The sequence below is a fragment of the Streptomyces sp. NPDC047130 genome (assembly GCF_040643475.1).
Classification (GTDB): domain Bacteria; phylum Actinomycetota; class Actinomycetes; order Streptomycetales; family Streptomycetaceae; genus Streptomyces.
On the sequence record NZ_JBEYUK010000009.1, the window covers coordinates 129,997 to 150,361 of the forward strand.

Annotated in this window: 24 protein-coding genes and 1 pseudogene; 6 read left to right on the forward strand and 19 right to left on the reverse strand. The window is 73.9% G+C overall.

What is annotated here, in order from left to right; genetic code table 11:
- Positions 1-33: 33 nt before the first annotated feature.
- Positions 34-711: an HAD family hydrolase gene (locus tag ABZ836_RS14200; protein WP_361142016.1), complete on the reverse strand. Its 678-nt coding sequence runs from the start codon at positions 709-711 to the stop codon at positions 34-36.
- 190 nt (positions 712-901) lie between these two features.
- Between ABZ836_RS14200 and ABZ836_RS14205 the strand changes: the two genes are divergently transcribed.
- Positions 902-1,261, forward strand: a complete 360-nt coding sequence (locus ABZ836_RS14205; RefSeq protein WP_356133914.1) for a hypothetical protein — start codon at positions 902-904, stop codon at positions 1,259-1,261.
- 1 nt (position 1,262) lies between these two features.
- A complete protein-coding gene (locus tag ABZ836_RS14210; protein WP_361142018.1) occupies positions 1,263-1,685 on the forward strand; it encodes a hypothetical protein in 423 nt (140 codons plus the stop codon).
- Here the strand turns inward: ABZ836_RS14210 and ABZ836_RS14215 are convergent.
- From ABZ836_RS14215 to ABZ836_RS14225, 3 genes are all read right to left on the reverse strand, one after another.
- Entirely contained in the window at positions 1,667-2,194 is a 528-nt protein-coding gene (locus ABZ836_RS14215) for a GNAT family N-acetyltransferase (protein ID WP_356133910.1), read from the reverse strand. The genes ABZ836_RS14210 and ABZ836_RS14215 overlap by 19 nt on opposite strands.
- Before the next feature lie 45 nt (positions 2,195-2,239).
- Positions 2,240-2,749: a sigma-70 family RNA polymerase sigma factor gene (locus ABZ836_RS14220; protein WP_356133908.1), complete on the reverse strand. Its 510-nt coding sequence runs from the start codon at positions 2,747-2,749 to the stop codon at positions 2,240-2,242.
- Positions 2,750-2,911: 162 nt separating this feature from the next.
- Positions 2,912-4,102 (reverse strand): glycerophosphodiester phosphodiesterase, encoded by a 1,191-nt coding sequence (locus ABZ836_RS14225; protein WP_356133907.1) that lies wholly within the window; start codon positions 4,100-4,102, stop codon positions 2,912-2,914.
- A gap of 348 nt (positions 4,103-4,450) precedes the next feature.
- Between ABZ836_RS14225 and ABZ836_RS14230 the strand changes: the two genes are divergently transcribed.
- Positions 4,451-5,080, forward strand: coding sequence for a lysophospholipid acyltransferase family protein (locus tag ABZ836_RS14230; RefSeq protein WP_356134150.1), 630 nt, complete (start codon positions 4,451-4,453; stop codon positions 5,078-5,080).
- Between the two features lie 117 nt (positions 5,081-5,197).
- On the opposite strand, the gene argH is transcribed toward ABZ836_RS14230, so the two are convergent.
- Complete coding sequence (gene argH / locus ABZ836_RS14235) at positions 5,198-6,628, reverse strand: argininosuccinate lyase (protein ID WP_361142021.1); 1,431 nt, start codon at positions 6,626-6,628, stop codon at positions 5,198-5,200.
- A 233-nt stretch (positions 6,629-6,861) separates the two neighbouring features.
- Here argH and ABZ836_RS14240 point away from each other — a divergent pair, with 233 nt between their 5' ends.
- Entirely contained in the window at positions 6,862-7,446 is a 585-nt protein-coding gene (locus ABZ836_RS14240) for a pyridoxamine 5'-phosphate oxidase family protein (protein ID WP_356133904.1), read from the forward strand.
- 10 nt (positions 7,447-7,456) lie between these two features.
- Entirely contained in the window at positions 7,457-8,179 is a 723-nt protein-coding gene (locus tag ABZ836_RS14245) for a L,D-transpeptidase family protein (protein ID WP_361142023.1), read from the forward strand.
- 7 nt (positions 8,180-8,186) lie between these two features.
- On the opposite strand, the gene ABZ836_RS14250 is transcribed toward ABZ836_RS14245, so the two are convergent.
- From ABZ836_RS14250 to argC, 5 genes are all read right to left on the reverse strand, one after another.
- Entirely contained in the window at positions 8,187-8,738 is a 552-nt protein-coding gene (locus ABZ836_RS14250; protein ID WP_356133901.1) for an arginine repressor, read from the reverse strand.
- Between the two features lie 34 nt (positions 8,739-8,772).
- The gene (locus ABZ836_RS14255; RefSeq protein ID WP_356133899.1) at positions 8,773-9,960 is read right to left on the reverse strand and encodes an acetylornithine transaminase; all 1,188 of its coding nucleotides are present in this window, start codon (positions 9,958-9,960) and stop codon (positions 8,773-8,775) included.
- On the reverse strand, positions 9,957-10,880 hold the full coding sequence (gene argB, locus ABZ836_RS14260) for an acetylglutamate kinase (protein WP_356133897.1): 924 nt from the start codon (positions 10,878-10,880) through the stop codon (positions 9,957-9,959). The genes ABZ836_RS14255 and argB overlap by 4 nt, the downstream gene beginning before the upstream one ends.
- Complete coding sequence (gene argJ / locus ABZ836_RS14265) at positions 10,877-12,028, reverse strand: bifunctional glutamate N-acetyltransferase/amino-acid acetyltransferase ArgJ (RefSeq protein WP_356133895.1); 1,152 nt, start codon at positions 12,026-12,028, stop codon at positions 10,877-10,879. The genes argB and argJ overlap by 4 nt, the downstream gene beginning before the upstream one ends.
- Before the next feature lie 85 nt (positions 12,029-12,113).
- Complete coding sequence (gene argC, locus ABZ836_RS14270) at positions 12,114-13,142, reverse strand: N-acetyl-gamma-glutamyl-phosphate reductase (RefSeq protein WP_361142027.1); 1,029 nt, start codon at positions 13,140-13,142, stop codon at positions 12,114-12,116.
- A gap of 91 nt (positions 13,143-13,233) precedes the next feature.
- Between argC and ABZ836_RS14275 the strand changes: the two genes are divergently transcribed.
- Positions 13,234-14,043, forward strand: coding sequence for an aminoglycoside 3'-phosphotransferase (locus ABZ836_RS14275; RefSeq protein WP_361142029.1), 810 nt, complete (start codon positions 13,234-13,236; stop codon positions 14,041-14,043).
- Between the two features lie 27 nt (positions 14,044-14,070).
- On the opposite strand, the gene ABZ836_RS14280 is transcribed toward ABZ836_RS14275, so the two are convergent.
- The 9 genes and pseudogenes from ABZ836_RS14280 to ABZ836_RS14320 form a co-directional block, all read right to left on the reverse strand.
- The gene (locus ABZ836_RS14280; protein WP_356133889.1) at positions 14,071-15,048 is read right to left on the reverse strand and encodes a phosphotriesterase-related protein; all 978 of its coding nucleotides are present in this window, start codon (positions 15,046-15,048) and stop codon (positions 14,071-14,073) included.
- Positions 15,049-15,270: 222 nt separating this feature from the next.
- Complete coding sequence (locus ABZ836_RS14285) at positions 15,271-15,762, reverse strand: hypothetical protein (protein WP_361142031.1); 492 nt, start codon at positions 15,760-15,762, stop codon at positions 15,271-15,273.
- A gap of 24 nt (positions 15,763-15,786) precedes the next feature.
- Positions 15,787-16,296 (reverse strand): hypothetical protein, encoded by a 510-nt coding sequence (locus ABZ836_RS14290; RefSeq protein WP_361142033.1) that lies wholly within the window; start codon positions 16,294-16,296, stop codon positions 15,787-15,789.
- Between the two features lie 408 nt (positions 16,297-16,704).
- Positions 16,705-17,139: a hypothetical protein gene (locus ABZ836_RS14295; RefSeq protein WP_361142035.1), complete on the reverse strand. Its 435-nt coding sequence runs from the start codon at positions 17,137-17,139 to the stop codon at positions 16,705-16,707.
- A 134-nt stretch (positions 17,140-17,273) separates the two neighbouring features.
- Complete coding sequence (locus ABZ836_RS14300) at positions 17,274-17,819, reverse strand: MOSC domain-containing protein (protein ID WP_356133884.1); 546 nt, start codon at positions 17,817-17,819, stop codon at positions 17,274-17,276.
- A gap of 53 nt (positions 17,820-17,872) precedes the next feature.
- A pseudogene (locus tag ABZ836_RS14305) lies at positions 17,873-17,988 on the reverse strand (pyridoxamine 5'-phosphate oxidase family protein); the annotation flags it as partial.
- Between the two features lie 214 nt (positions 17,989-18,202).
- A complete protein-coding gene (locus ABZ836_RS14310; RefSeq protein WP_356133883.1) occupies positions 18,203-18,541 on the reverse strand; it encodes a hypothetical protein in 339 nt (112 codons plus the stop codon).
- 56 nt (positions 18,542-18,597) lie between these two features.
- Positions 18,598-19,248 (reverse strand): DJ-1/PfpI family protein, encoded by a 651-nt coding sequence (locus ABZ836_RS14315; RefSeq protein ID WP_361142038.1) that lies wholly within the window; start codon positions 19,246-19,248, stop codon positions 18,598-18,600.
- Positions 19,245-20,315 carry a GlxA family transcriptional regulator gene (locus tag ABZ836_RS14320; protein WP_356133879.1) on the reverse strand — a complete coding sequence of 357 codons (1,071 nt, stop codon included), beginning with the start codon at positions 20,313-20,315 and terminating at the stop codon, positions 19,245-19,247. Before ABZ836_RS14320 ends, ABZ836_RS14315 begins: the two co-directional genes overlap by 4 nt.
- Between the last annotated feature and the right edge of the window lie 50 nt (positions 20,316-20,365).

A 20,365-nucleotide genomic window follows, 5' to 3' on the forward strand; every position in this document is an offset into this window, starting at 1 on the left:
CATGCGGACACCCTGTCCGGTCGGCGGTGCCCCTCAGGGCCGGTTCGCCCCGTTTCCCGCGCGGAGCGAGACCACGATGCCGTCGGGCGTGACCTGCGCGGACAGCGCGGAGAGGTCCGGGACCACCAGGTCGGCCTCCAGCTCGTGGGCCTGGTGGGTTGTGGCCAACGCCACCGTGCGCATCCCGGCGGCACGGCCGGAGCGGAGGCCGGCGGGGGCGTCCTCGAAGACGACGCAGCGGGCGGGGTCGACGCCGAGGGCCTTGGCGGCGAGCAGGTAGGGCTCCGGGTCGGGCTTGCCGCGGGTGATGTCGTCGGCGGCGATCAGGGTCGCCGGGGTGAGGCCCACCCGGGCCAGCCGGGCCTCGGCGAGGCGGCGCGAGGCGGAGGTGACGACGGCCCAGCGGTCGGCGGGCAGGCCGTGCAGGAAGTCCCGGGTGCCGGGGAGCGGGGTGACGCCCCCGCGGGGGACATCCTCCACCTCGATCTCCTCGATGCGGGCGACGGCGGCCGGGACGCGCGGCACGGGGAGCAGGTCGGCGACGATCTCGGCGGCGGGGCGGCCGTGCAGTTCGACGGCCGCGAACCGCTCGCGGGAGACGCCGTGCTCGTGGGCCCAGAGGGTCCACGAGCGGGTCACGGACTCCAGGGAGGACAGCAGCGTGCCGTCGTTGTCGAACAGCAGGGCCTCGGCGTGAAAGGTCGTCGTCATGTGTTCGACCCTAGCGAGGGCCGCTCGGGACCTGTCGGGGCGCCGTTCGGGGGATGCGGCGGCACTCCGTGGGACCTCCCCCGGGGTCTCGGGCGGCCCGGTTGCGCACCGTGGTCGGGCCTGTCCCCCGCCTCCGCCGCGGTCAGGGTCGGACGGAGCGGCGCGGGGCGCCCGTAATAAGGTCGCTGGCATGCTCGTACCCCTGACCGTGGCGACCGCCGTCGCGGCGCTCCTCCTCGCCGCCTGGTGCGGCTGGGCCGCCTCGCGGGACCAGCCGACCAAGGACTGGCACTTCATCGGCATGGCCGTGGTCGCGCTGCTGGCCACCGCGCAGCTCGTGGTGGGGATCGTGCAGCTGGCCCGCGGCGACCGCCCGGAGCAGGGCACGGTGATCTTCGTGGCCTACCTGCTCGGCGCCTTCGCCTGCGTGCCGGCGGCCGGGTTCATGTCACTGGCCGAGCGCACCCGGTGGGGCTCGGTCACGGTCGCCGCGGGCGGTTTCGTCCTGGCGGTGCTGCAGGTGCGGCTCTACGACATCTGGGGAGGCTGAGATGACCTCGACTCGGCGGGAGCTGACGTCCGGGCCGGGCATTCTGCTGGTCTGGCTGTACGGCGTGATGGTGGTCGGCGCGGTGTCCCGCTCGGTGTACGAGATGTCGACCAAGTTCGACCGTGCCCCGCTGGCGTACACGCTGTCGGCGGTGGCCGGCCTGGTCTACCTCTTCATCACCTACACGCTGGTGCGCGGCGGCGAGCGGGCCCGGCGGGCAGCGGTGGTGTGCTGCGCCGCCGAGCTGCTCGGCGTGCTGGTGGTCGGCACCTGGACGGTCGCCGACCCCGGGGCCTTCCCGGACGCCACGGTGTGGTCGGAGTTCGGGATGGGCTACCTCTTCATCCCGGTGCTGCTTCCGGTGACCGCGCTCTACTGGCTGCTGCGGGGCCGGGCCGACGACCGTCAGGCCGTCGCCGCGTAGACCGCCGGTCCCGTGCCGGGGTCCTCGGGCACGGCGGTGGCCCTCTCCAGCACGATCCGCGGGACGCCGTCGGGCCCCTCGGCGCGGCCGGTGGTCCGGTAGCCGAGGCGGCGGTAGAGCCGCAGGCCGGGCTCGCTGCGGTTGCCGGCGCTCAGCCGGAAGGCCGTGACCTGGGCCGAGCCGGTGACCGCGGCCTCGGCGGCGCGCAGCAGCCGGGCGCCGATGCCGTGGCCCTGGAGCCGGGGGTGGACGCACAGGCCGTCGATCTCCCCGGCGCCGTCGCCGGTCACGCGCGCGTACACGGCGCCGATCACCTCGTCGCCCAGGCGGGCGACGCAGACGATGCCCGAGGCGATCTCCTCGCGGACGTCGGCGAGGGACTCGGTCAGCGGGCCGATGCGGTGGTCGCCGTAGAGGACCGCCTCGCTCTGGAAGCACAGATACCGGAGCCGGAAGATCTGCTCGGCGTCCTGCTCGGCCGCCCTGGAGATGGTCACGCTCATGCCCATGTGTGCATGCCTCCCGCTCACTTGCTCACCAGTGGTCCTTCACACCTATCCCCGCCTCGGGCGGGGCGCAACCTCCGGACCGAGCAGCCGACGCAGACATCCCAGACATCGGGAACGTTCCGGCCCGAGACTGCCCTGTGAGATACCCAACTCCCGGGCGATCTCCCGGTAGGTGAGGTCGTGCGGCGAGAAGAGCGCGGCGAGCAGCCGGGGGCAGCGGCCGGGGAGGCGGCGGACGGCGTCCTGGAGGGTACGGCGGCGGGCGGAGGCCAGCACGAGCTGTTCGGGGCCGAGGCGCGGGTCGTCGGCGGGGTCGCGGCGCAGCGAGCGTTCCCGGCGGGCGGCCCGGCGCAGGCCGCGGGCCTCGGCGCGGACCGCGTCGCGCAGCCAGCGGGCCGGGTCCCGCGGGGGCTCCGCCCGCTGGAGGCGTTCCAGGAGGCGGAGCCAGACGGCCTGCTCGAGGTCCCGGGCCTCGGCTCCGGTCGCCGCGGCCTCGGCCGCCGCCTCGGCGACCAGCAGGGGGCGCAGCCGGTCCACCATGTCGTGCGGCTTCATACGCTCACAGGACGGCGGTCCGGCGGCGGTGGTTGCCGCCGCCGGACCGGATTCACCCTGACGACGGGCCGCGGAGGCGGCGGGTTGACGCCGCGCGTGCCGGTTGCCGGTGGGCGCGCCGGTCGATGCCGGGCGCGCCGGTGGGCGCGCCCGGGCGCCGGGTCAGCGGGCCGCGCGCCAGAGCTCGCGGGCGACCAGACCGGTGTCGGGGTGGTCGGTGAAGACGCCGTCGATGCCGGTGTCGAAGTAGGCGTGGAAGGCGCGGAACGCGTCGCCGTAACCGTCCGGCTCGGTGCCGCGGCGGAAGTCGGCCGGCAGGAACGGGTTCTCGTTGCGCAGCGTGTACGGGTGGAGCACGAGGCCCGCCCGGTGCGCGTCGGCGACGAGGGTGGTCGGCGAGGTGAGCCGGCCGGCGGAGTCGCGCGGGATGATCAGGTCGAGGGTGGGGCCGATGCCGTCGGCGAAGGAGGCGATCCAGGCGAGCCCTTCCGGCGTGATCAGGTCGGCGACCGTGCGGGGGTCGCCCTGCCGCTGGAAGTCCCAGGGGCGGCTGCCGGCCGAGGAGAGCAGCACGGCCAGCGGGTTGTCGACCAGCTTGCTCAGCCTGCGGATGCTGGTCGGCTCGAAGGACTGGAGCAGCACCGGCGAGTTGCGGCGGTGCTTGCCGTGGCGGCGCAGCAGCCCGGCGAGCCGCTCCTCGAGCGGCAGGCCCAGCTCGCGGAAGTAGGTGGGGTGCTTGAGCTCCGGGTAGACGAAGACCTGCTTGCCGCGCCTGCGGGTCTGCTCGTCCTGCCAGCGCAGGACCTCCTCGAAGGTGGGGATCTGCCAGACGCCGTCGTAGAGCGTGCTCTGCGGGCGGTTGGCGGGGATCCGCTCCTCGGCGCGCAGGGTCCTGAGCTCGGCCAGGGTGAAGTCCTCGGCGAACCAGCCGGTGGTGGGGACGCCGTCGAGCGACTTGGTGGTGCGGCGGGAGGCGAACTCGGGATGGTCGGCGACATCGGTGGTGCCGCCGATCTCGGGCTCGTGGCGGCAGACCAGGTGGCCGTCCTTGGTGATCACCAGGTCGCCGGCCTCGATGATGTCCGCGCCCATGTCCAGGGCGAGCTGGTAGGCGCCGAGGGTGTGCTCCGGGCGGTAGCCGCTGGCGCCGCGGTGGGCGATCACGGCCGGCGTCGGCAGCCCGGCGAGGCCGCGTCCGCGCCCCGTCCCTCCGGCGGCCGCGGCGGTGCCGCCGGCGCCGAGCGCGACCGCCGAGGCCCCCAGCAGGGCCGCGCCCAGCAGGGCCCGTCGCCCCGTGCCGGGGGCGGGGCCCGCGGTCTCGTCGGATTCTGCGGCGCCTGAGGTTCTCGCCATCGGTGCTCCCTCGTGAGATCGCGACAACAGGTCGGCCGGATCGTAGGTGCGTGTCCATGACGATTGAAGGTCCCCGGGAGGACCGGGCGGAAAACAGCGGGTGTCGTCTCGCCGCCGCCTCGCCGGCGCCCCGTGTTCCGTTCCGGTGTCGGACGCGTGTCGCGGATCGGCGGCCGGGTGACTCGCTGTCAACACTGTGCAACGGCTCCGTCAACCGGATGTGCGTCCGGACCTGCTGCGCGAGTATCGTCCTCACCTGCACGGACTCGTCCGTTTCCGTCGGACCCCTTGACATGGGAGGGCTCGTTGTCCCGCTTCGCGCTCATCAAGGCAGTGCTCGGACCGATCATGCGCCTGATGTTCCGCCCACGCGTCGAAGGCGCGGAGAACATTCCCGGGACGGGGGCGGTGATCCTGGCCGGAAACCACCTCACCTTCATCGACTCCATCGTGTTGCCGCTGGTCACCGACCGGCAGGTGCTCTTCATCGGCAAGGACGAGTACGTCACCGGCAAGGGGGTCAAGGGCCGGCTGATGGCCTGGTTCTTCACCGGCGTCGGCATGATCCCGGTCGACCGGGACGGGGCCAACGGCGGTGTGGCCGCGCTGATGACGGGGCGCCGGGTCCTGGAGGAGGGCAAGGTGTTCGGCATCTACCCCGAGGGCACCCGCTCCCCCGACGGCCGCCTCTACCGGGGCCGCACCGGCATCGCGCGGCTCACGCTGATGACCGGGGCGCCGGTGGTGCCGTTCGCCATGATCGGCACGGACAAGCTGCAGCCGGGCGGCAAGGGCATGCCGCGCCCGGGCCGGGTCACGGTGCGGTTCGGGGAGCCGATGGAGTTCTCCCGCTACGAGGGGATGGACCGCGACCGCTACGTGCTGCGGGCGGTCACCGACTCGGTGATGGCCGAGGTCATGCGGCTGTCGGGGCAGGAGTACGTCGACATGTACGCCACCAAGGCGAAGGCGGCCTGACGCCGGGTCCTCCCGCAGCCGGAGACAGCCTGACGCCGGGCCCCAGGGCGGCGGAGGCAGCCGCGGCGCACCGCGCGCCCGGCCGGGGTGGTGGCGGGGCCCCGGGAGCGGGAGCGGTCAGGCGCGGCGGGCGGTGGACCAGGTGTGCTGGGCTGCGACGTCCTGCTTGACCTCGGCGAGCTGGACGGCGACCGCGCTCGGGGCGGTGCCGCCCCGGCCGTCGCGGGAGGCCAGGGCCCCGGGGACGTTGAGCACCGTCCGCACCTCGGGGGTCAGGTGCTCGCTGATCTTGGCGAACTGCTCGTCGGTCAGCTCGTCGAGCTCCTTGCCCTCCGCCTCGGCCGCCTTGACGCACTCGCCGGCGACCTCGTGCGCGACCCGGAACGGCACGCCCTGCTTGACCAGCCACTCGGCGATGTCGGTGGCCAGCGAGAACCCGGCCGGCGCGAGCTCCTCCATCCGCTCCCGGTGCACGGTGAGCGTGGCCATCATGCCGGTGAAGGCGGGGAGCAGGACCTCGAGCTGGTCGATGGAGTCGAAGACCGGCTCCTTGTCCTCCTGGAGGTCGCGGTTGTACGCGAGCGGGAGCGCCTTGAGCGTGGCCATCAGGCCGGTGAGGTTGCCGATCAGCCGCCCGGACTTGCCGCGCGCGAGCTCCGCGATGTCCGGGTTCTTCTTCTGCGGCATGATCGACGAGCCGGTGGAGAAGGCGTCGTGCAGGGTCACGAAGGAGAACTCCTTCGTGTTCCAGATGATGATCTCCTCGGCGATCCGGGAGACGTTGATCCCGATCATCGCGGTGATGAACGCGAACTCCGCGACGAAGTCCCGCGAGGCGGTGCCGTCGATGGAGTTGGCGGCGGAGCCGTGCTCGAAGCCGAGGTCCTTGGCGACGGCCTCCGGGTCGAGGCCCAGCGAGGAACCGGCCAGCGCGCCGGAGCCGTAGGGCGAGACGGCGGTCCGCTCGTCCCACTGGCGCAGCCGCTCGGCGTCCCGGGACAGGGCCTGGACGTGGGCGAGCACGTGGTGGGCGAAGAGCACCGGCTGGGCGTGCTGGAGGTGGGTGCGGCCGGGCATGGCGACGTCCGGGTGGGCCTCGGCGAGGCCGATCAGGGCGTCCTGGAGGTCGGCGATCAGGCCGCCGACGATCCGGGCGTGGTCCCGCAGGTACATCCGGAAGAGCGTGGCGACCTGGTCGTTGCGCGACCGGCCGGCCCGGAGCTTGCCGCCGAGGTCGGGGCCGAGCCGCTCGAGCAGGCCCCGCTCGAGGGCGGTGTGCACGTCCTCGTCGGCGATGGTGCCCACGAAGGCGCCCGAGGCGACGTCCTGCTCGAGGTGGTCGAGGCCGGCGATCATCCGGTCCAGCTCGTCGGCGGTGAGGAGGCCGGCCTGGTGCAGCACCCGGGCGTGGGCGCGGGAGCCCGCGATGTCGTAGGGCGCCAGTCGCCAGTCGAAGTGGACCGACGCCGACAGCTTCGCCAGTGCCTCGGCGGGCCCGTCGGCGAACCGGCCGCCCCAGAGGCGGACGTCACCGCTGTTGCTGCTCACGTGCTGTGCTCCTCGTTGCCGAAGGCCGAAAGGGTGCGACACCGTACGGCGCCCGCCGCACATCATCGCTGTGCATGATTATGCAGTACTCCGCATGAATCGTCAATGCGGAGGCCCTGAGCGCGGTCCCCCGCCTGGGTCCTGGGTGCTGGGTCCTGGACCCCGAGTCCGCCCTTCAAGACCCCGCCGTGAAAACCTGCGCGGAGTAATGGAGTTGGGGCGAGGATGGGCCCATGGGCAAGTCATACGACCGGATCGACGACCGGCTGCGCGCGTTCATCGAGGCACAACCCGTCTTCTTCACCGCCACCGCCCCGCTCGCCGCGGACGGCACGGTGAACCTCTCCCCCAAGGGCCTCAAGGGCTCTCTCGCGGTGCTGGACGACCACACGGTCGCCTACCTGGACTTCGCCGGGTCCAACGCCGAGACGGTGGCGCACCTGAGGGAGAACGGCCGGATCACCCTGATGTGGTGCGCGTTCCAGGGCCCGCCGACCGTGCTGCGCGTGCACGGCACCGGGGAGGCCGTCTTCCGGGACGACCCCCGGTTCCCCCGGCTGCTGGCGCACTTCCCGGACATCGATCCGGGCGACCACGGGCTCCGCGCGATCGTCGTGGTCACGGCGAGGACGGTCCGGGACGCCTGCGGGTTCGCCGTCCCCTACATGGCGTACGAGGGCGACCGCGAGCTGCACGCCAAGCGGTTCTCGCGGGACGACGACGAGTCGCTGAGCGCCTACTTCGCCCGGCGGACCATCGCCACCAGCATCGACGGCCTGCCCGGCGTGCCGCTGCCGTTGCCCCCGGTGGCTCCGTGACGATGGGCGCATGCGCCACGCCGTAGCCGTCGCCGCCGCCGTCCTGTGTCCGCCGCTGCTGGGCGCCTGGTCCGTGCCGGGCGCCCCGCCGGGTGCCGGGCGGCCGCTGCCCGAGCGGATGGCGGACACCGGCGGGGGCTCGCAGCTGATCACCGCCGAGGCGGCGACGACGGGCAGCACCACCGGAACCGTCACCTGGTGGCAGCACTCCGGGACCGGCGGGCGCTGGGAGGAGGCCGGCTCGGCGCCCGCCCGGTTCGGCGCGAACGGCCTGGCGGACGGCGCCACCCGCCGCCAGGGCACCGGCACCACGCCCACCGGGCTCTACGACCTGCCGTTCGCCTTCGGCATCGAGCCCGCCCCCGAGGGCGTCCGCCACCCGTACCGGCGGGTGGGCCCCGACTCGTGGTGCTGCCAGGACAACGACTCGCGCGCCTACAACCGCTGGAGCGAGCCGCTGGCCGCGGACTGCCGGCCGTCCGAGGCCGAGCACCTCGTCGGCTACCGGCAGCAGTACGCGTACGCCCTCGTCATCGGCTTCAACTACCGCAAGCCCGTGCGGGGCCGCGGCGCGGGCGTCTTCCTGCACGTGCACGGCGACGGCGCGACGGCCGGCTGCGTGTCCGTGCCGGCCGACGCGATGCGCCGCCTCCTGCGCTGGGCCGACCCGTCCCGCGCGCCGCACATCGCCGTCGGCACCGCGGACGGGCCGACGGCGATCACCCGCTACTGACGCGGCGTCACGGGTTGGCGCGGCGGCTGTTCTGGGCCAGCGCCAGCAGGTGGTCGGCGAGCGCCTGGCCGCCGGTCGGCTCCCGGCTGATCAGCAGCAGGGTGTCGTCGCCGGCGATGGTGCCCAGGATGTCGTGCAGCTCCGCCTGGTCGATGGCGGAGGCGAGGAACTGCGCGGCGCCGGGCGGGGTGCGCAGGACCACGAGGTTCGCGGACGCCTCGGCCGAGATCAGCAGCTCGCCGGAGAGCCGCCGCATCCGCTCCTCCTTGGCGGACTCCCCCAGCGGCGCGCGCGGGGTGCGGAAACCGCCCTCGCTGGGCACCGCGTAGATCAGCTCGCCGTCGGTGTTGCGGATCTTCACCGCGTTCAGCTCGTCGAGGTCCCGGGAGAGCGTCGCCTGGGTGACGCTCAGCCCGTCGTCGGCGAGGAGCTTGGCGAGCTGGCTCTGGGACCGCACCGGTTGCCGGTTCAGGATGTCGACGATCCGGCGGTGCCGGGCGGTGCGGGTCTGCGGCACGGCGGGGCCCGCCTGCTGCTCGTGGTCCTGCGCCTGACTCATCGTGTTCCTTCGTCTCCGGATCCGGTCGTCCGCCTCAGCGGGCTGTGGCATCGGCCGCGTCGAGGATGCCGGGGAGCGCCTGGAGGAAGGCGTCCGTCTCCGCGTCGGCCAGGTTCAGCGGAGGCATCAGCCGGACGACGTCGGGGGCGGGCGCGTTCACCAGGAACCCGGCCTCCTGGGCCGCCTGCTGCGCCTGCGCTGCGAGCGGCCCGGTGAGCACGATACCCAGCAGCAGCCCCTCGCCCCGGACGTGGGAGATCAACGGGCTGCCCAGCGCCTCCACGCCGGTGACGAGGCGCTCGCTCTGCCGCTTGACGTTGTCGAGCAGGCCCTCGTCGGCGATGGTGTCGAGCACGGCCAGGCCGGCGGCGCAGGCTACCGGGTTGCCGCCGAACGTGGTGCCGTGCTGGCCGGGCGTGAACAGCTGGGCCGCGCGTCCGAAGGCGACGGTGGCGCCGAGCGGCAGGCCGCCGCCGATGCCCTTGGCCAGGGTGACCACGTCGGGCAGCACGCCCTCGTGGGCCTGGTAGGCGAACCAGTGGCCGGTGCGGCCGATGCCGGTCTGCACCTCGTCGAGGACCAGCAGCGCGCCGGCGGCGGCGGTGATGGCGCGGGCGGCCTTGAGGTAGCCGGCCGGGGGCACCACCACGCCGTTCTCGCCCTGCACCGGCTCGATGATCACCAGGGCGGTCTCCTCGGTGACCGCGGCCGCCAGGGCCTGGGCGTCGCCGTAGGGGACGTGGGTGACGTCGCCGGGCAGCGGGAGGAACGGTTCCTGCTTGCCGGGCTGGCCGGTGAGGGCGAGCGCGCCCATGGTGCGGCCGTGGAAGCCACCCTCGGTGGCCACGACGTGGCGGCGGCCGGTCAGCCGGCCGAGCTTGAACGCGGCCTCGTTGGCCTCGGCGCCGGAGTTGCAGAAGAAGACCTTGCCGTCCCGCCCGAACAGCTCCAGCAGCCGTTCGGCGAGCGCCACGGTCGGTTCGGCGACGAAGAGGTTGGAGACGTGGCCGAGCGAGGCGATCTGGCGGGAGACCGCCTCCACGACGGCCGGGTGGGCATGGCCCAGGGCGTTGACGGCGATGCCGCCGACGAGGTCGAGGTACTCCTTGCCCTCGGCGTCCCGGACCTTGGCGCCCTCGCCGCGGACCAGCGGGATCCGGGGCGTGCCGTAGTTGTTCATCAGGGCGCCGTTCCAGCGCTCCTTCAGTTCGGCGTTGCTCACGACTGCCCCTCCTGGTCGGCGACGGCGGGCTCGTCCGGCACGACCATCGTGCCGACGCCCTCGTCGGTGAAGATCTCCAGCAGGATCGAGTGCTGGACCCGGCCGTCGATGACGCGGGCGTTGCCGACACCGTTGCGCACGGCGTGCAGGCAGCCCTCCATCTTCGGCACCATGCCGGCCGACAGCTCCGGCAGGAGTTTCTCGAGCTCGCTCGCGGTGAGGCGGCTGATCACCTCGTCGCTGTGGGGCCAGTCCTCGTAGAGGCCCTCGACGTCGGTGAGGACCATGAGCGTTTCCGCGCCGAGCGCCGCAGCGAGTGCCGCAGCCGCCGTATCAGCATTGACGTTGTAGACATGTCCGTCGTCCTGGGAACGGGCGATCGAGGAGACGACCGGGATCCGGCCGTCCGCCAGCAGCGCCTCGACGGCGCCGGTGTCGATCGCGGTGATCTCGCCGACCCGGCCGATGTCGACGAGTTCGCCGTCGATCTCGGCCAGGTGCTTGGTGGCGGTCAGGGTGTGGGCGTCCTCGCCGGTGAGGCCGACGGCGAGCGGGCCGTGCTGGTTGAGCAGGCCGACCAGTTCGCGCTGCACCTGCCCGGCGAGGACCATCCGGACCACGTCCATGGCCTCCTCGGTGGTGACGCGGAGACCGGCCTTGAACTCGCTGACGATGCCGTGCCGGTCCAGCGCGGCGCTGATCTGCGGCCCGCCGCCGTGCACCACGACCGGCCGGAGTCCGGCGTGGTGCAGGAAGACGACGTCCTGCGCGAACGCGGCCTTGAGCTGCTCGTCGACCATGGCGTTGCCGCCGAACTTGATGACGACGGTCCTGCCGCGGTGGCGGGTGAGCCAGGGCAGCGCCTCGATGAGGATCTGGGCCTTGGGGAGGGCGGTGTGCCGCCGGGTGCGGTTGCTCATGAGGAGTACGCGCTGTTCTCGTGGACGTAGTCGGCGGTGAGGTCGTTGGTCCAGATGGTGGCGGTCTCGGAGCCCGCGGCCAGGTCGGCGACGATGTGCACCTCGCGGTAGCGCATGTCGACGAGCTCGCGGTCCTCGCCCACGCTGCCGCCCTTGCAGACCCACACGCCGTTGATGGCGACGTTCAGCCGGTCCGGCTCGAAGGCGGCGCCCGTGGTGCCGATCGCGGAGAGGACGCGGCCCCAGTTGGGGTCCTCGCCGTGGATGGCGCACTTGAGCAGGTTGTTCCGGGCGATCGAACGGCCCACCTCGACGGCGTCGGCCTCGGAGGCGGCGTTGACCACCTCCACCTTGATGTCCTTGCTGGCGCCCTCGGCGTCGCGGATGAGCTGCTGTCCGAGGTCGTCGCAGACCGCGCGGACGGCCGCCGCGAACGCCGCCTGGTCCGGGGTGGTCCCGGAGGCGCCGGAGGCGAGGAGCAGCACGGTGTCGTTGGTGGACATGCAGCCGTCGGAGTCGACCCGGTCGAAGGTGACCCGGGTGGCGTCGCGCAGCGCCGTGTCCAGGGCGGCGGCGTCCAGGTCGGCGTCGGTGGTGATCACGACCAGCATGGTGGCGAGGCCCGGGGCGAGCATGCCCGCGCCCTTGGCCATGCCGCCGACGGTCCAGCCGTCCTGGGTGACGACCGACGTCTTGTGCACGGTGTCGGTGGTCTTGATGGCGATGGCCGCCTTCTCGCCGCCGTGCTCGGAGAGCTGCGCGGCGGCCGTGCCGATGCCCGGCAGCAGCTTGTCCATGGGCAGCAGCACGCCGATCAGCCCGGTCGAGGCGACCGCCACCTGGGCGGCGTTCAGGCCGAGGACCTCGGCGGCCTTCTCCGCGGTGGCGTGGGTGTCCTGGAAGCCCCGGGGGCCGGTGCAGGCGTTGGCGCCGCCGGAGTTGAGGACCACGGCGGACACCTCGCCGCCCTTGAGGACCTGCTCGGACCAGAGGACCGGCGCGGCCTTGACGCGGTTGGAGGTGAAGACACCGGCGGCGGCCCGTCGGGGGCCGTTGTTGACGACCAGGGCGAGGTCGGGGTTGCCGTTCTCCTTGATCCCGGCGGCGATGCCCGCCGCCGTGAATCCCTTGGCTGCCGTGACGCTCACTGCATCTCCTCGTTCGCTTCTCCGACCGCGCGGTGCGTCGGTGCGGCCATGCTCTTCCGCGGCCCGGCGGCCGCCCGGGGGTCGCTCACGGTGCGACTCCGACGGTGGAAAGCCCGGTGGTCTCGTCCAGACCCAGGGCGATGTTCATGCTCTGCACGGCGCCGCCGGCGGTGCCCTTGGTGAGGTTGTCGACGGCGGTGACGACCACCACCCGGCCCGCTGCCGCGTCGTACGCCACCTGCACCTGCACGGCGTTGGAACCGACGACCGAGCCGGTGGCCGGCCACTGCCCCTCGGGGAGGAGGTGGACGAAGGGCTCGTCGGCGTACGCCTTGACGTACGCCTGCCGAACGGTCTCCGCGGTGACGCCCGGCTTGGCCTTGGCGCTGCAGGTGGCGAGGATGCCGCGCGGCATGGGCGCGAGCATCGGCGTGAACGACACGCTCACCCGCTCCCCCGCGGCGGCGCTGAGGTTCTGGATCATCTCCGGCGTGTGCCGGTGGCCGCCGCCGACGCCGTAGGGCGACATGGAGCCCATGACCTCGCTGCCCAGCAGGTGCGGCTTCGCGGCCTTGCCGGCGCCGGAGGTGCCGGAGGCGGCGACCACCACGGCCTCCGGTTCGGCGAGGTCGGCGGCGTAGGCCGGGAACAGCGCCAGCGACACGGCGGTCGGGTAGCAACCGGGCACCGCGACGCGCTTGGACCCCTCCAGCGCGGCGCGGGCGCCCGGCAGTTCGGGCAGGCCGTACGGCCAGGTGCCGGCGTGCGGGGAGCCGTAGAAGGCCTCCCAGTCGGCGGCGTCCTTCAGGCGGAAGTCGGCCCCCATGTCGACGACCAGCACGTCGGGGCCGAGCTGCTCGGCCACGGCGGCGGACCGGCCGTGCGGCAGGGCGAGGAACACCACGTCGTGCCCGGCGAGGGTCTCCGCCGTCGTCGCCTCCAGCGCCCGGTCGGCCAGCGGCAGCAGGTGCGGCTGCAGCGCGCCGAGTCGCTGTCCGGCGTTGGAGTTCCCGGTCAGTGCGCCGATCTCCACCTCGGGGTGCGCCAGCAGCAGTCGCAGCAGCTCCCCGCCCGCGTATCCACTCGCTCCGGCAACCGCCGCTCGTACCGTCATGGGTCCTCCCTATCGATGGCACGACTATACGGTGCCCCGCATTTTTATGCAATGGGATCGTGCGGCGGCCCCTCTGGGCCACCATGGGGGCATGCTTCCCATCGCCGCACCGCCCCAGGGGCCCGTGGAGACGCCGCCTGCCGTCCTGGAGCTGGCCGCCGGCCGGCCGCTGCACCCGGTCTGGCTCAACCAGGTGGGCGGGCCGACCTTCCGGATCGACGCGGAGGACGGCCCGCGGTTCGCCAAGTGGGCGCCCGCCGGCAGCGGGCTCGACCTGCCGGCGGAGGCGGTGCGGCTGCGGTGGGCGTCCCGGTACACCCCCGTGCCGCCGGTGCTCGCGGAGGGCGGGGACGCCTCGGGCACCTGGCTGCTCACCCGGGGGCTTCCCGGTACCTCCGCCGTGGACGAGCGGTGGAAGGCGGATCCGCGCACGGCCGCCCGCGCGGTGGGGGCGGGACTGCGTGCGCTGCACGACGCGCTGCCGGTCGCGGACTGCCCGTTCGACTGGTCGCTCGAGCGGCGGCTGGCGCGGGCGCGGGCCCGGGTGGCGGCCGGCGCCGTCGACCCCGCCGCCTGGCCGGAGGAACTGCGCGGCCTCGGCACGGTCGGGGAGGCGTTGCGGCTGCTGGAGGATCCGCCGCCGGGCGACCGCCTCGTCGTCTGCCACGGCGACGCCTGCGCGCCCAACACGCTGCTGGGCGACGACGGCGCCCCCACCGGCCACGTGGACCTCGGCTCGCTCGGCGTCGCCGACCGCTGGGCCGACCTGGCCGTGGCGACGTGGAGCACGGTGTGGAACTACGGCCCCGGCTGGGAGGAGACGCTGCTCGACGCGTACGGCGTGGCGCCGGACCCGGAGCGGATCCGGTACTACCGCGTCCTGTGGGAGCTCACGGGCTGAGCCGGTCCCGTGACCCGGAGGCCCGGGTCAGCCCTTGCCGTCGAGCAGGCGGCGCGGGACGTCCTCCAGCATGGTCCTGATCTGCTCCTCCGTGACCCCCGACTCCCGTACGTACGGGAGGACCTCGTCACCGAGGTGCAGGTAGTGCCACTGCGGCAGCAGCGGCAGGGCCGCGGGGTCGATCCAGTCGATGTAGCAGGACGCGTCCTGCGAGAGCACCATGCTCCCGGCGTACCCGCGGCGGCACATCTCGACCAGCGTCGCGGCCCGTTGCTCGAAGGTGACGTCCAGGTGGAGGCCGAACCGGTCCATCCCCAGCACGAAGCCCTCGTCGGCGAGTTCGGCGAGGTAGTCGCAGTCGGTGGAGTCGCCGCTGTGCCCGAGCACGATCCGCGAGGGGTCCACCTGCTCCTCGTCGCACAGCACCCGCTTCACCTCGCCGGCGGTGCGGCTGCCGGGGTGGGTGTGCACGGTGACGGGCGCGCCGGTGCGGTGGTGGGCCCGGGCCACGGCCCGCATCACCCGCTCCACGCCGGGCGTCAGCCCGTCCGCGTCGATGGCGCACTTGAGCATCCCGGCCCGCACGCCGCCGCTGCCGGCGATGCCCTCGGTGATCTCTTCGACGAACAGCTCGTCCATCGGGTCCGGCGTGCCGGGCGCGAGCCCGGGGCCCCGGTGCCGGAAGTAGAACGGCACGCTGTCGTAGGTGTAGATGCCGGTGGCGACGACGATGTTGAGCTCGGGCACCTGCTCGGCCACCCGCCGCACCAGCGCGACGTCGCGCCCCATGCCGAGCACGGTGGGGTCCACAATGGTCCGCACGCCCTGCGCCGCCAGGGCCCGCAGCCGGGTCACGGCGTCGGCGATGCGCGTCTCGTCGTCGCCCCACTCGCCGGGGCGGCTGCGCTGGACGTCGGCGGTGCGGATGAAGATGTGCTCGTGCATGTAGGTGCGGCCGAGCTCGCCGGCGTCGATCTCTCCACGAACGGTCGGGACGAGGCCCATCTCTTCACGACTCCCTTCAGCGCCGCGTGCGGGTCGGCGCACCGTACCGGGCGACCGGGCGGGCGGTGAAGAGGTCGGACGGCGACGGGGTGGACGGCGACGGGGCGGGCGGCAGCGGGGCGGGCGACAGCGGGCAGCCTCCAGCGGGCAAACCGGCGACGGGTCGGGCGGCAGCGGGCAGCCTCCAGCGGGCGAGCCGGCGTCGGGGCGGACGGCAGCGGGTCAGTCGGCCTCCGGGAAGTCGAGGAAGTCGTAGTAGTCCTCCGCGGCGACCAGCACGGCGTTGAAGTGGATCGGGGACCCGGACGGGTCGCGCGGCACGTCCTGCGAGGTCTCGCGGGTGAAGCCGAGGGAGACGCCGGGGACCAGCGGGTGCCCGGGCTCGTCGGCGCGGATCCGCCGGCCGCGCTCGCGGGCGCGGGCCAGGATCCGCTCGGCGGGCGTGGTGAACACGTCGTCCCCGTCGAGGAGGACCCGGACGTCGCTCCGTCGGCCCCCGCCGGGGGCCCACAGTTCGACCGCGGTGACGCGCCGGCCGTCCTCCAGCAGGACCTCCACGCCCACGCCTCCGCAGGAGGTGGAGACGGTCACCGCGTCCTCCCGCCGGAACACCTTCGGCTCCGCCCACCCGGCGACCGCGGCGAGCGCCTCGTCGAGGGTCATCCCGATCCGCAGCGGCGCGACACCGCGCGGCGGGTCCAGCACCAGGTCCATGTCCGGCCTCCCTCGGCTTGGCGTTCAGTGGTCCGTGACGGTCAGGTGGTACGTGGTGTCCACGACGAAGTCGCCCGAGCGGCCGTCGATCTCGAGCACGTACTGCCCGGGGGCCAGCGGCTCGAGGCCTCCCCAGACGCCCCAGGTCAGGTGCCGCGCACCGTCGTGCCGGAACCCGCCGCGGAACTCCCGGAGGGACAGCCGCACGCCGTTGAGGGAGGCGTCGGCGCGCTCCAACCGCATGCGCAGGTGGTCCTGCGAGTACTCCCAGGTGTGCTGGACGTTGAGCACCGGGAAGAACACGGGCCGCCCCGCGGGTACGGCGCACCGCCGCTCCACCCGGCCGCCGTAGGTGCCGGCCAGGAACCAGACGTCCGCCGGCTGGTCCCACCCGGCGTGCTCCCCGGTGGTGTCCCGCACGGGGCTGCGGTCCTCCGGCGCGGACAACGCCCACTTCCACCACCGCCCGGCGAGGTGGCCGCCGTCGTCCTCGTCCATCCGCCAGAGACTGCCTGCCGAGTGGGGGGTGCTCATGCGACGCCTCCTGGGAGCGTGGTTCCGGCGGGCGGGGTCGCTCCCCCGGCGCGGGTGGCCTGAATGTAGTACCCCGGCCCCAGCCTCTGCGCCGCAGGGTGGTCGCCTGGTCAACGGTCCCGCGCCCGCGTCGGCGGCGGCCCCGGCACGGGCAGGATTCTCGTGGCCCTGCACCGGGTGAAGCACCTGGTGGAGCTGCTCCCACCCGATCGCACCAAGCCGGTTCCGCTCAGCGTGGCGGTCGTGACCACATGGCCGGCGGAATCCCGCTGCCCGGCCGGGCGGGGTCGTAGGAGGCAGGGCGGGACATGGTGGGGCCCCACGGTTCGGGGCGGGGGCCTGCGAGTCGTTTCGCCGGACGGGGACGCCGCGGCGGGCTCGGCGGCGGAGATGGCGGGCAGCAAACGGTCAGCCGGGCAGGCGACCCGTGTCCGCCGCCGACGCGCCGGGCACTCCGCGGATGCCGTCCCGGTACGCCTGGAAGGCTCGCCAGCCGTTCGGGCCGTCGGGCCGTATCAGGTCGTCGGTCGAGGTGTCGTAGGCGTGGCAGTCCAGGGCTCCGGCCAGGCGCAGCACGGCGGAGACCGCGTCGTCCCCGCCGCCGCGGAGGTGCAGCATGAGTGTGTCCACCTGGTCCTTGTCGCCCATGTTCAGTTCCATGGACCATCCGTCGCCGCCGAGTTCGCCCCAGCTGGGGTCGGTGAGGTTCACGTCGGGGAACGCGCCGCGTATCCGCGCGTGGAGCTCGTCGCGGCGGCCGAGGGGCGGTGGGCCCCCGGGCGGCAGCTCGGTGAGCGAAGTGGTGCCGTGCGGCAGGCGGATCAGCAGGACGTCCCAGCTCAAGGCAACTCCCCCGGGATGCGGATGCGGTCTGTGGCCATCATGACTCGGGGCACTGACAGTCGACCGCGTGCGGCGCCCGCCGCCGGGACCGCGGCACGTGCGTGGAGGCTTCGCGGACCCTCCGGGCGCGGGCGCTACACGCGCTCCAGCGGGCGGTGCGGCGGGGCCGGGAGTTCCACCTCGATCGGGTCGCCGGGGCGGACGGTCCCTCCGTGGCGCACCACCGCCATGACGCCGGACTTGAAGGTGAAGTCGCCGGACGCGGGGTCGAGGGCGAACACCTCGGCCAGCAGCCCCTGGCGGAAGTCGTTGATCTTCGAGCACGGGTTGCGCAGCCCCGTCACCTCCACCACGGCCTGCTCCCCCAGGCGCAGCAGCGTGCCGGTGGGAAGGCCGAGGAGGTCCACGTCTCGGGTGGTGACGTTCTCGCCGAGCTGGCCGGCGGAGACGTCGAACCCCTTGTGCGCGAGCTCCGCGAAGAGTTCCTCGTGCATGAGGTGGACCTGGCGGAGGTTCGGCAGCTCGGGTTCGTAGGTCATGCGGAACTGGTGGCGGATGGTCGTGCCGGCGTGGACGTCCCCTTCGACGCCGAGGCCGGCGAGGAGGGTGATGGACGCGCGGGTGGGCTTGCTGAACGAGTACTCCGCGTTGCGGCTCACCGCCGCGACCTGGCCTGCCATGACGCACTCCCCCACGTGTCGGGTCCGGGTCGTCGATCCTAGGGGCGGTGGCGGGAGAACCGCACCACGCGGGCTTCGGGGTCCCAGTGGTGGAGCAGGGTGGTCAGGTGCGCGGGTGGCCGCTCTTTGTGGCGGTGGCGAGCGTGCCGAACCGCTGCTGGGCGAGCAGCCGGGCGAGGGCGGCATCGGACGGTGGGTGCGGTGCGGGTCCCTGAGGCGTGTCGGGACAACGCCCGTGCCACGAAGCCTGTTTCCGGACCGGAGGACGAGTCCCTCGCGGGTCGGAGGGTGGTGCGGACGGCGTGTGCGGGGGCGCTCCACGGTTTCGCCGTCCTCAGGGAGGCCCGGGGAGTGCGTCCCTCACGGGGACGAACGGGCCGGGGTCACGAGGTCGGGTCGACCCACTTGCCCCAGCCGAAGGCGAAGCAGTAGGAGCGGCGGACCGCGTCCGAGCCGCGGACGCCGCGGGCGTGCATGACGGCGAGGGTCCCCAGGTACAGGGCGGCGAATCCCGCGGCGACCGCCGCGCCGAGGACGGGGGCGACGAGCAGGCCCACCACGGTGGCCGCGAGGGCGACGGTGGCCACGCCCCAGTGGGCGTCGGACACGTCGGCGCGGAGCACCTCCCGCACGGCCCCGCGCGAGCCCCGCAGTCCGGCGTCGTACCGCGCCCGCGCTGCCTCCGGGTCCGCGAAACGGCCCTCGGGCCACTGCTCCGGCATGTTTCTCCCACCGATCCCCCCGTGCGCGGTCATGCTCGTCGGCGGGAGGCGGCCGGTCAACTCCCGATCGCGGGACCGACGACGAGGTTGCTCGCCCGCAGCGCTTCCACCAGTTCGGGCGGGGCCGTCGCGGTGGAGCCGGTGCCGTAGGGCGGTTCGGGCGCGTACTCGGTGACGAGTTGGATCGCCTCGGCGACACGGTCACCCGCCGCGCGGCCCGCGAGGTGGAGCGCGAGGTCGATGCCGGCCGACACGCCCGCCGCGGTGGTGTACTTCCCGTCGACGACGATCCGTTCGTCACCGACGGGTGTCGCGCCGAACATGCCCAGGGTCTCCAGGCAGATCCAGTGCGAGGTGGCCCGGCGGCCGGTGAGGAGACCGGCGGCGGCCAGCAGGAGGGAGCCCGAGCAGACGGACGTGGTCCAGGTGGTGGTCGCGTCGACGGCCCGGATCCAGTCCAGCGTGGGTCCGTCGCCGACGAGGGCCTCGGTCCCCGGGCCGCCGGAGACGACGAGGACGTCCGGGTCGGTCACCTCGGAGTACGCCGCGTCGGCGGTGAGGGCGAGGCTGCCCATGTCGGTGCGGACCGGGCCCCTGCGGGCCGCGGTGAACACGACCTCCGCCCCGGGGACGCGGGAGAGCACTTCGTACGGCCCCACCACGTCCAGCGCGGTGAAGCCCTCGTAGAGCAGGAAGGCGATCTTCATGGTCGTCGGTCCTCTCGTTCGGCCGCGGCGTCCGCGGTCACGGTGGTTCCGGTGATGACAGTGGTGGTGCCGGTGGCGGTGGCGGTGCCGGTGCCGGTGGCGGGGGCCGGCCGGAAGCGGCGCCGGTACTCGGCCGGGGGCACGGACAGCGCGCGGACGAAGGCCCGCCGCATGGCCTCCGCCGTGCCGTAACCGCAGGCGCGGGCGACCTCCGCGACACCGTCCTCGGTGTCCTCCAGGCGACGGCGCGCCGCCTCCAGCCGGACCGAGTCCACGTAGCGTCCGGGGGGCACCCCGACCTCGGCGGTGAAGGCGCGGGCGAAGTGACGCGGCGAGAGGGCGGCCCGGCGGGCGAGCGCCTCGACCGACAGGTCGTCGTCGGGGTGCTCGGCGATCCAGTTCTGCACCTGGCGCAGCGGGTGGCGTTCCGCGAGCTGCGCGGCGAGCTGGGTGCTGAACTGCGCCTGGTCGCCCGGCCGGCGGAGGAACACCACCAGGTACCGGGCGAGGCGGAGCGCGACGTCCCTGCCGAGGTCCTCCTCGACCAGCGCCAGGGCGAGGTCGATGCCCGCGGTGACCCCCGCGGAGGTGGCGATCGGGCCGTCCCGCACGTAGATCGGCTCGGCGGCGACCTCGGTCTCCGGGAAGCGCCGGGCGAGCGTGTCGCAGTACGCCCAGTGGGTGGTGGCCCGCCGACCCGCCAGGAGTCCCGCCTCGGCGAGCAGGAACGCGCCGGTGCAGACGGACACCACCCGCTCGGCCCCGGCGGCCAGTTCGCGGATCCGCCGTACCACCACCGGGTCGGGCTCGGCGGTGCCCGCGCCGCCGGGCACCAGCAGCGTGTGCGGCGGCGCGGCGTCGGCCAGGTCGGCGTCCGGCAGCATCCGCAGCCCGCTGGACGCCCGCACCGGTCCACCGCCGGGCGAGGCGGTCGTCACCCGGTAGCCACCGGGCCACCCCGCCGCCTCGGCCGCCTCGGCGGCCCCGGCGAACACCTCCAGGGGCCCCGTGACGTCGAGGCTCTGAACCCCCTCGTACAGGACGAGGAGCACGCTGCGCTCCCTCATGTCCTCGAGCCTGGCAGCGGCCCGTCATGGCCGCAATGACGGGCTTCCCA

Bases quoted from the DNA above. Each gene is read 5' to 3' on its own strand.
- ABZ836_RS14200 (WP_361142016.1), bottom strand. From the start codon at position 711: ATGACGACGACCTTTCACGCCGAGGCCCTGCTGTTCGACAACGACGGC.
- ABZ836_RS14205 (WP_356133914.1), top strand. From the start codon at position 902: ATGCTCGTACCCCTGACCGTGGCGACCGCCGTCGCGGCGCTCCTCCTC.
- ABZ836_RS14210 (WP_361142018.1), top strand. From the start codon at position 1,263: ATGACCTCGACTCGGCGGGAGCTGACGTCCGGGCCGGGCATTCTGCTG.
- ABZ836_RS14215 (WP_356133910.1), bottom strand. From the start codon at position 2,194: ATGGGCATGAGCGTGACCATCTCCAGGGCGGCCGAGCAGGACGCCGAG.
- ABZ836_RS14220 (WP_356133908.1), bottom strand. From the start codon at position 2,749: ATGAAGCCGCACGACATGGTGGACCGGCTGCGCCCCCTGCTGGTCGCC.
- ABZ836_RS14225 (WP_356133907.1), bottom strand. From the start codon at position 4,102: ATGGCGAGAACCTCAGGCGCCGCAGAATCCGACGAGACCGCGGGCCCC.
- ABZ836_RS14230 (WP_356134150.1), top strand. From the start codon at position 4,451: ATGCGCCTGATGTTCCGCCCACGCGTCGAAGGCGCGGAGAACATTCCC.
- ABZ836_RS14240 (WP_356133904.1), top strand. From the start codon at position 6,862: ATGGGCAAGTCATACGACCGGATCGACGACCGGCTGCGCGCGTTCATC.
- ABZ836_RS14245 (WP_361142023.1), top strand. From the start codon at position 7,457: ATGCGCCACGCCGTAGCCGTCGCCGCCGCCGTCCTGTGTCCGCCGCTG.
- ABZ836_RS14250 (WP_356133901.1), bottom strand. From the start codon at position 8,738: ATGAGTCAGGCGCAGGACCACGAGCAGCAGGCGGGCCCCGCCGTGCCG.
- argB (WP_356133897.1), bottom strand. From the start codon at position 10,880: ATGAGCAACCGCACCCGGCGGCACACCGCCCTCCCCAAGGCCCAGATC.
- argC (WP_361142027.1), bottom strand. From the start codon at position 13,142: ATGACGGTACGAGCGGCGGTTGCCGGAGCGAGTGGATACGCGGGCGGG.
- ABZ836_RS14275 (WP_361142029.1), top strand. From the start codon at position 13,234: ATGCTTCCCATCGCCGCACCGCCCCAGGGGCCCGTGGAGACGCCGCCT.
- ABZ836_RS14280 (WP_356133889.1), bottom strand. From the start codon at position 15,048: ATGGGCCTCGTCCCGACCGTTCGTGGAGAGATCGACGCCGGCGAGCTC.
- ABZ836_RS14285 (WP_361142031.1), bottom strand. From the start codon at position 15,762: ATGGACCTGGTGCTGGACCCGCCGCGCGGTGTCGCGCCGCTGCGGATC.
- ABZ836_RS14290 (WP_361142033.1), bottom strand. From the start codon at position 16,296: ATGAGCACCCCCCACTCGGCAGGCAGTCTCTGGCGGATGGACGAGGAC.
- ABZ836_RS14300 (WP_356133884.1), bottom strand. From the start codon at position 17,819: ATGGCAGGCCAGGTCGCGGCGGTGAGCCGCAACGCGGAGTACTCGTTC.
- ABZ836_RS14310 (WP_356133883.1), bottom strand. From the start codon at position 18,541: ATGCCGGAGCAGTGGCCCGAGGGCCGTTTCGCGGACCCGGAGGCAGCG.
- ABZ836_RS14315 (WP_361142038.1), bottom strand. From the start codon at position 19,248: ATGAAGATCGCCTTCCTGCTCTACGAGGGCTTCACCGCGCTGGACGTG.
- ABZ836_RS14320 (WP_356133879.1), bottom strand. From the start codon at position 20,315: ATGAGGGAGCGCAGCGTGCTCCTCGTCCTGTACGAGGGGGTTCAGAGC.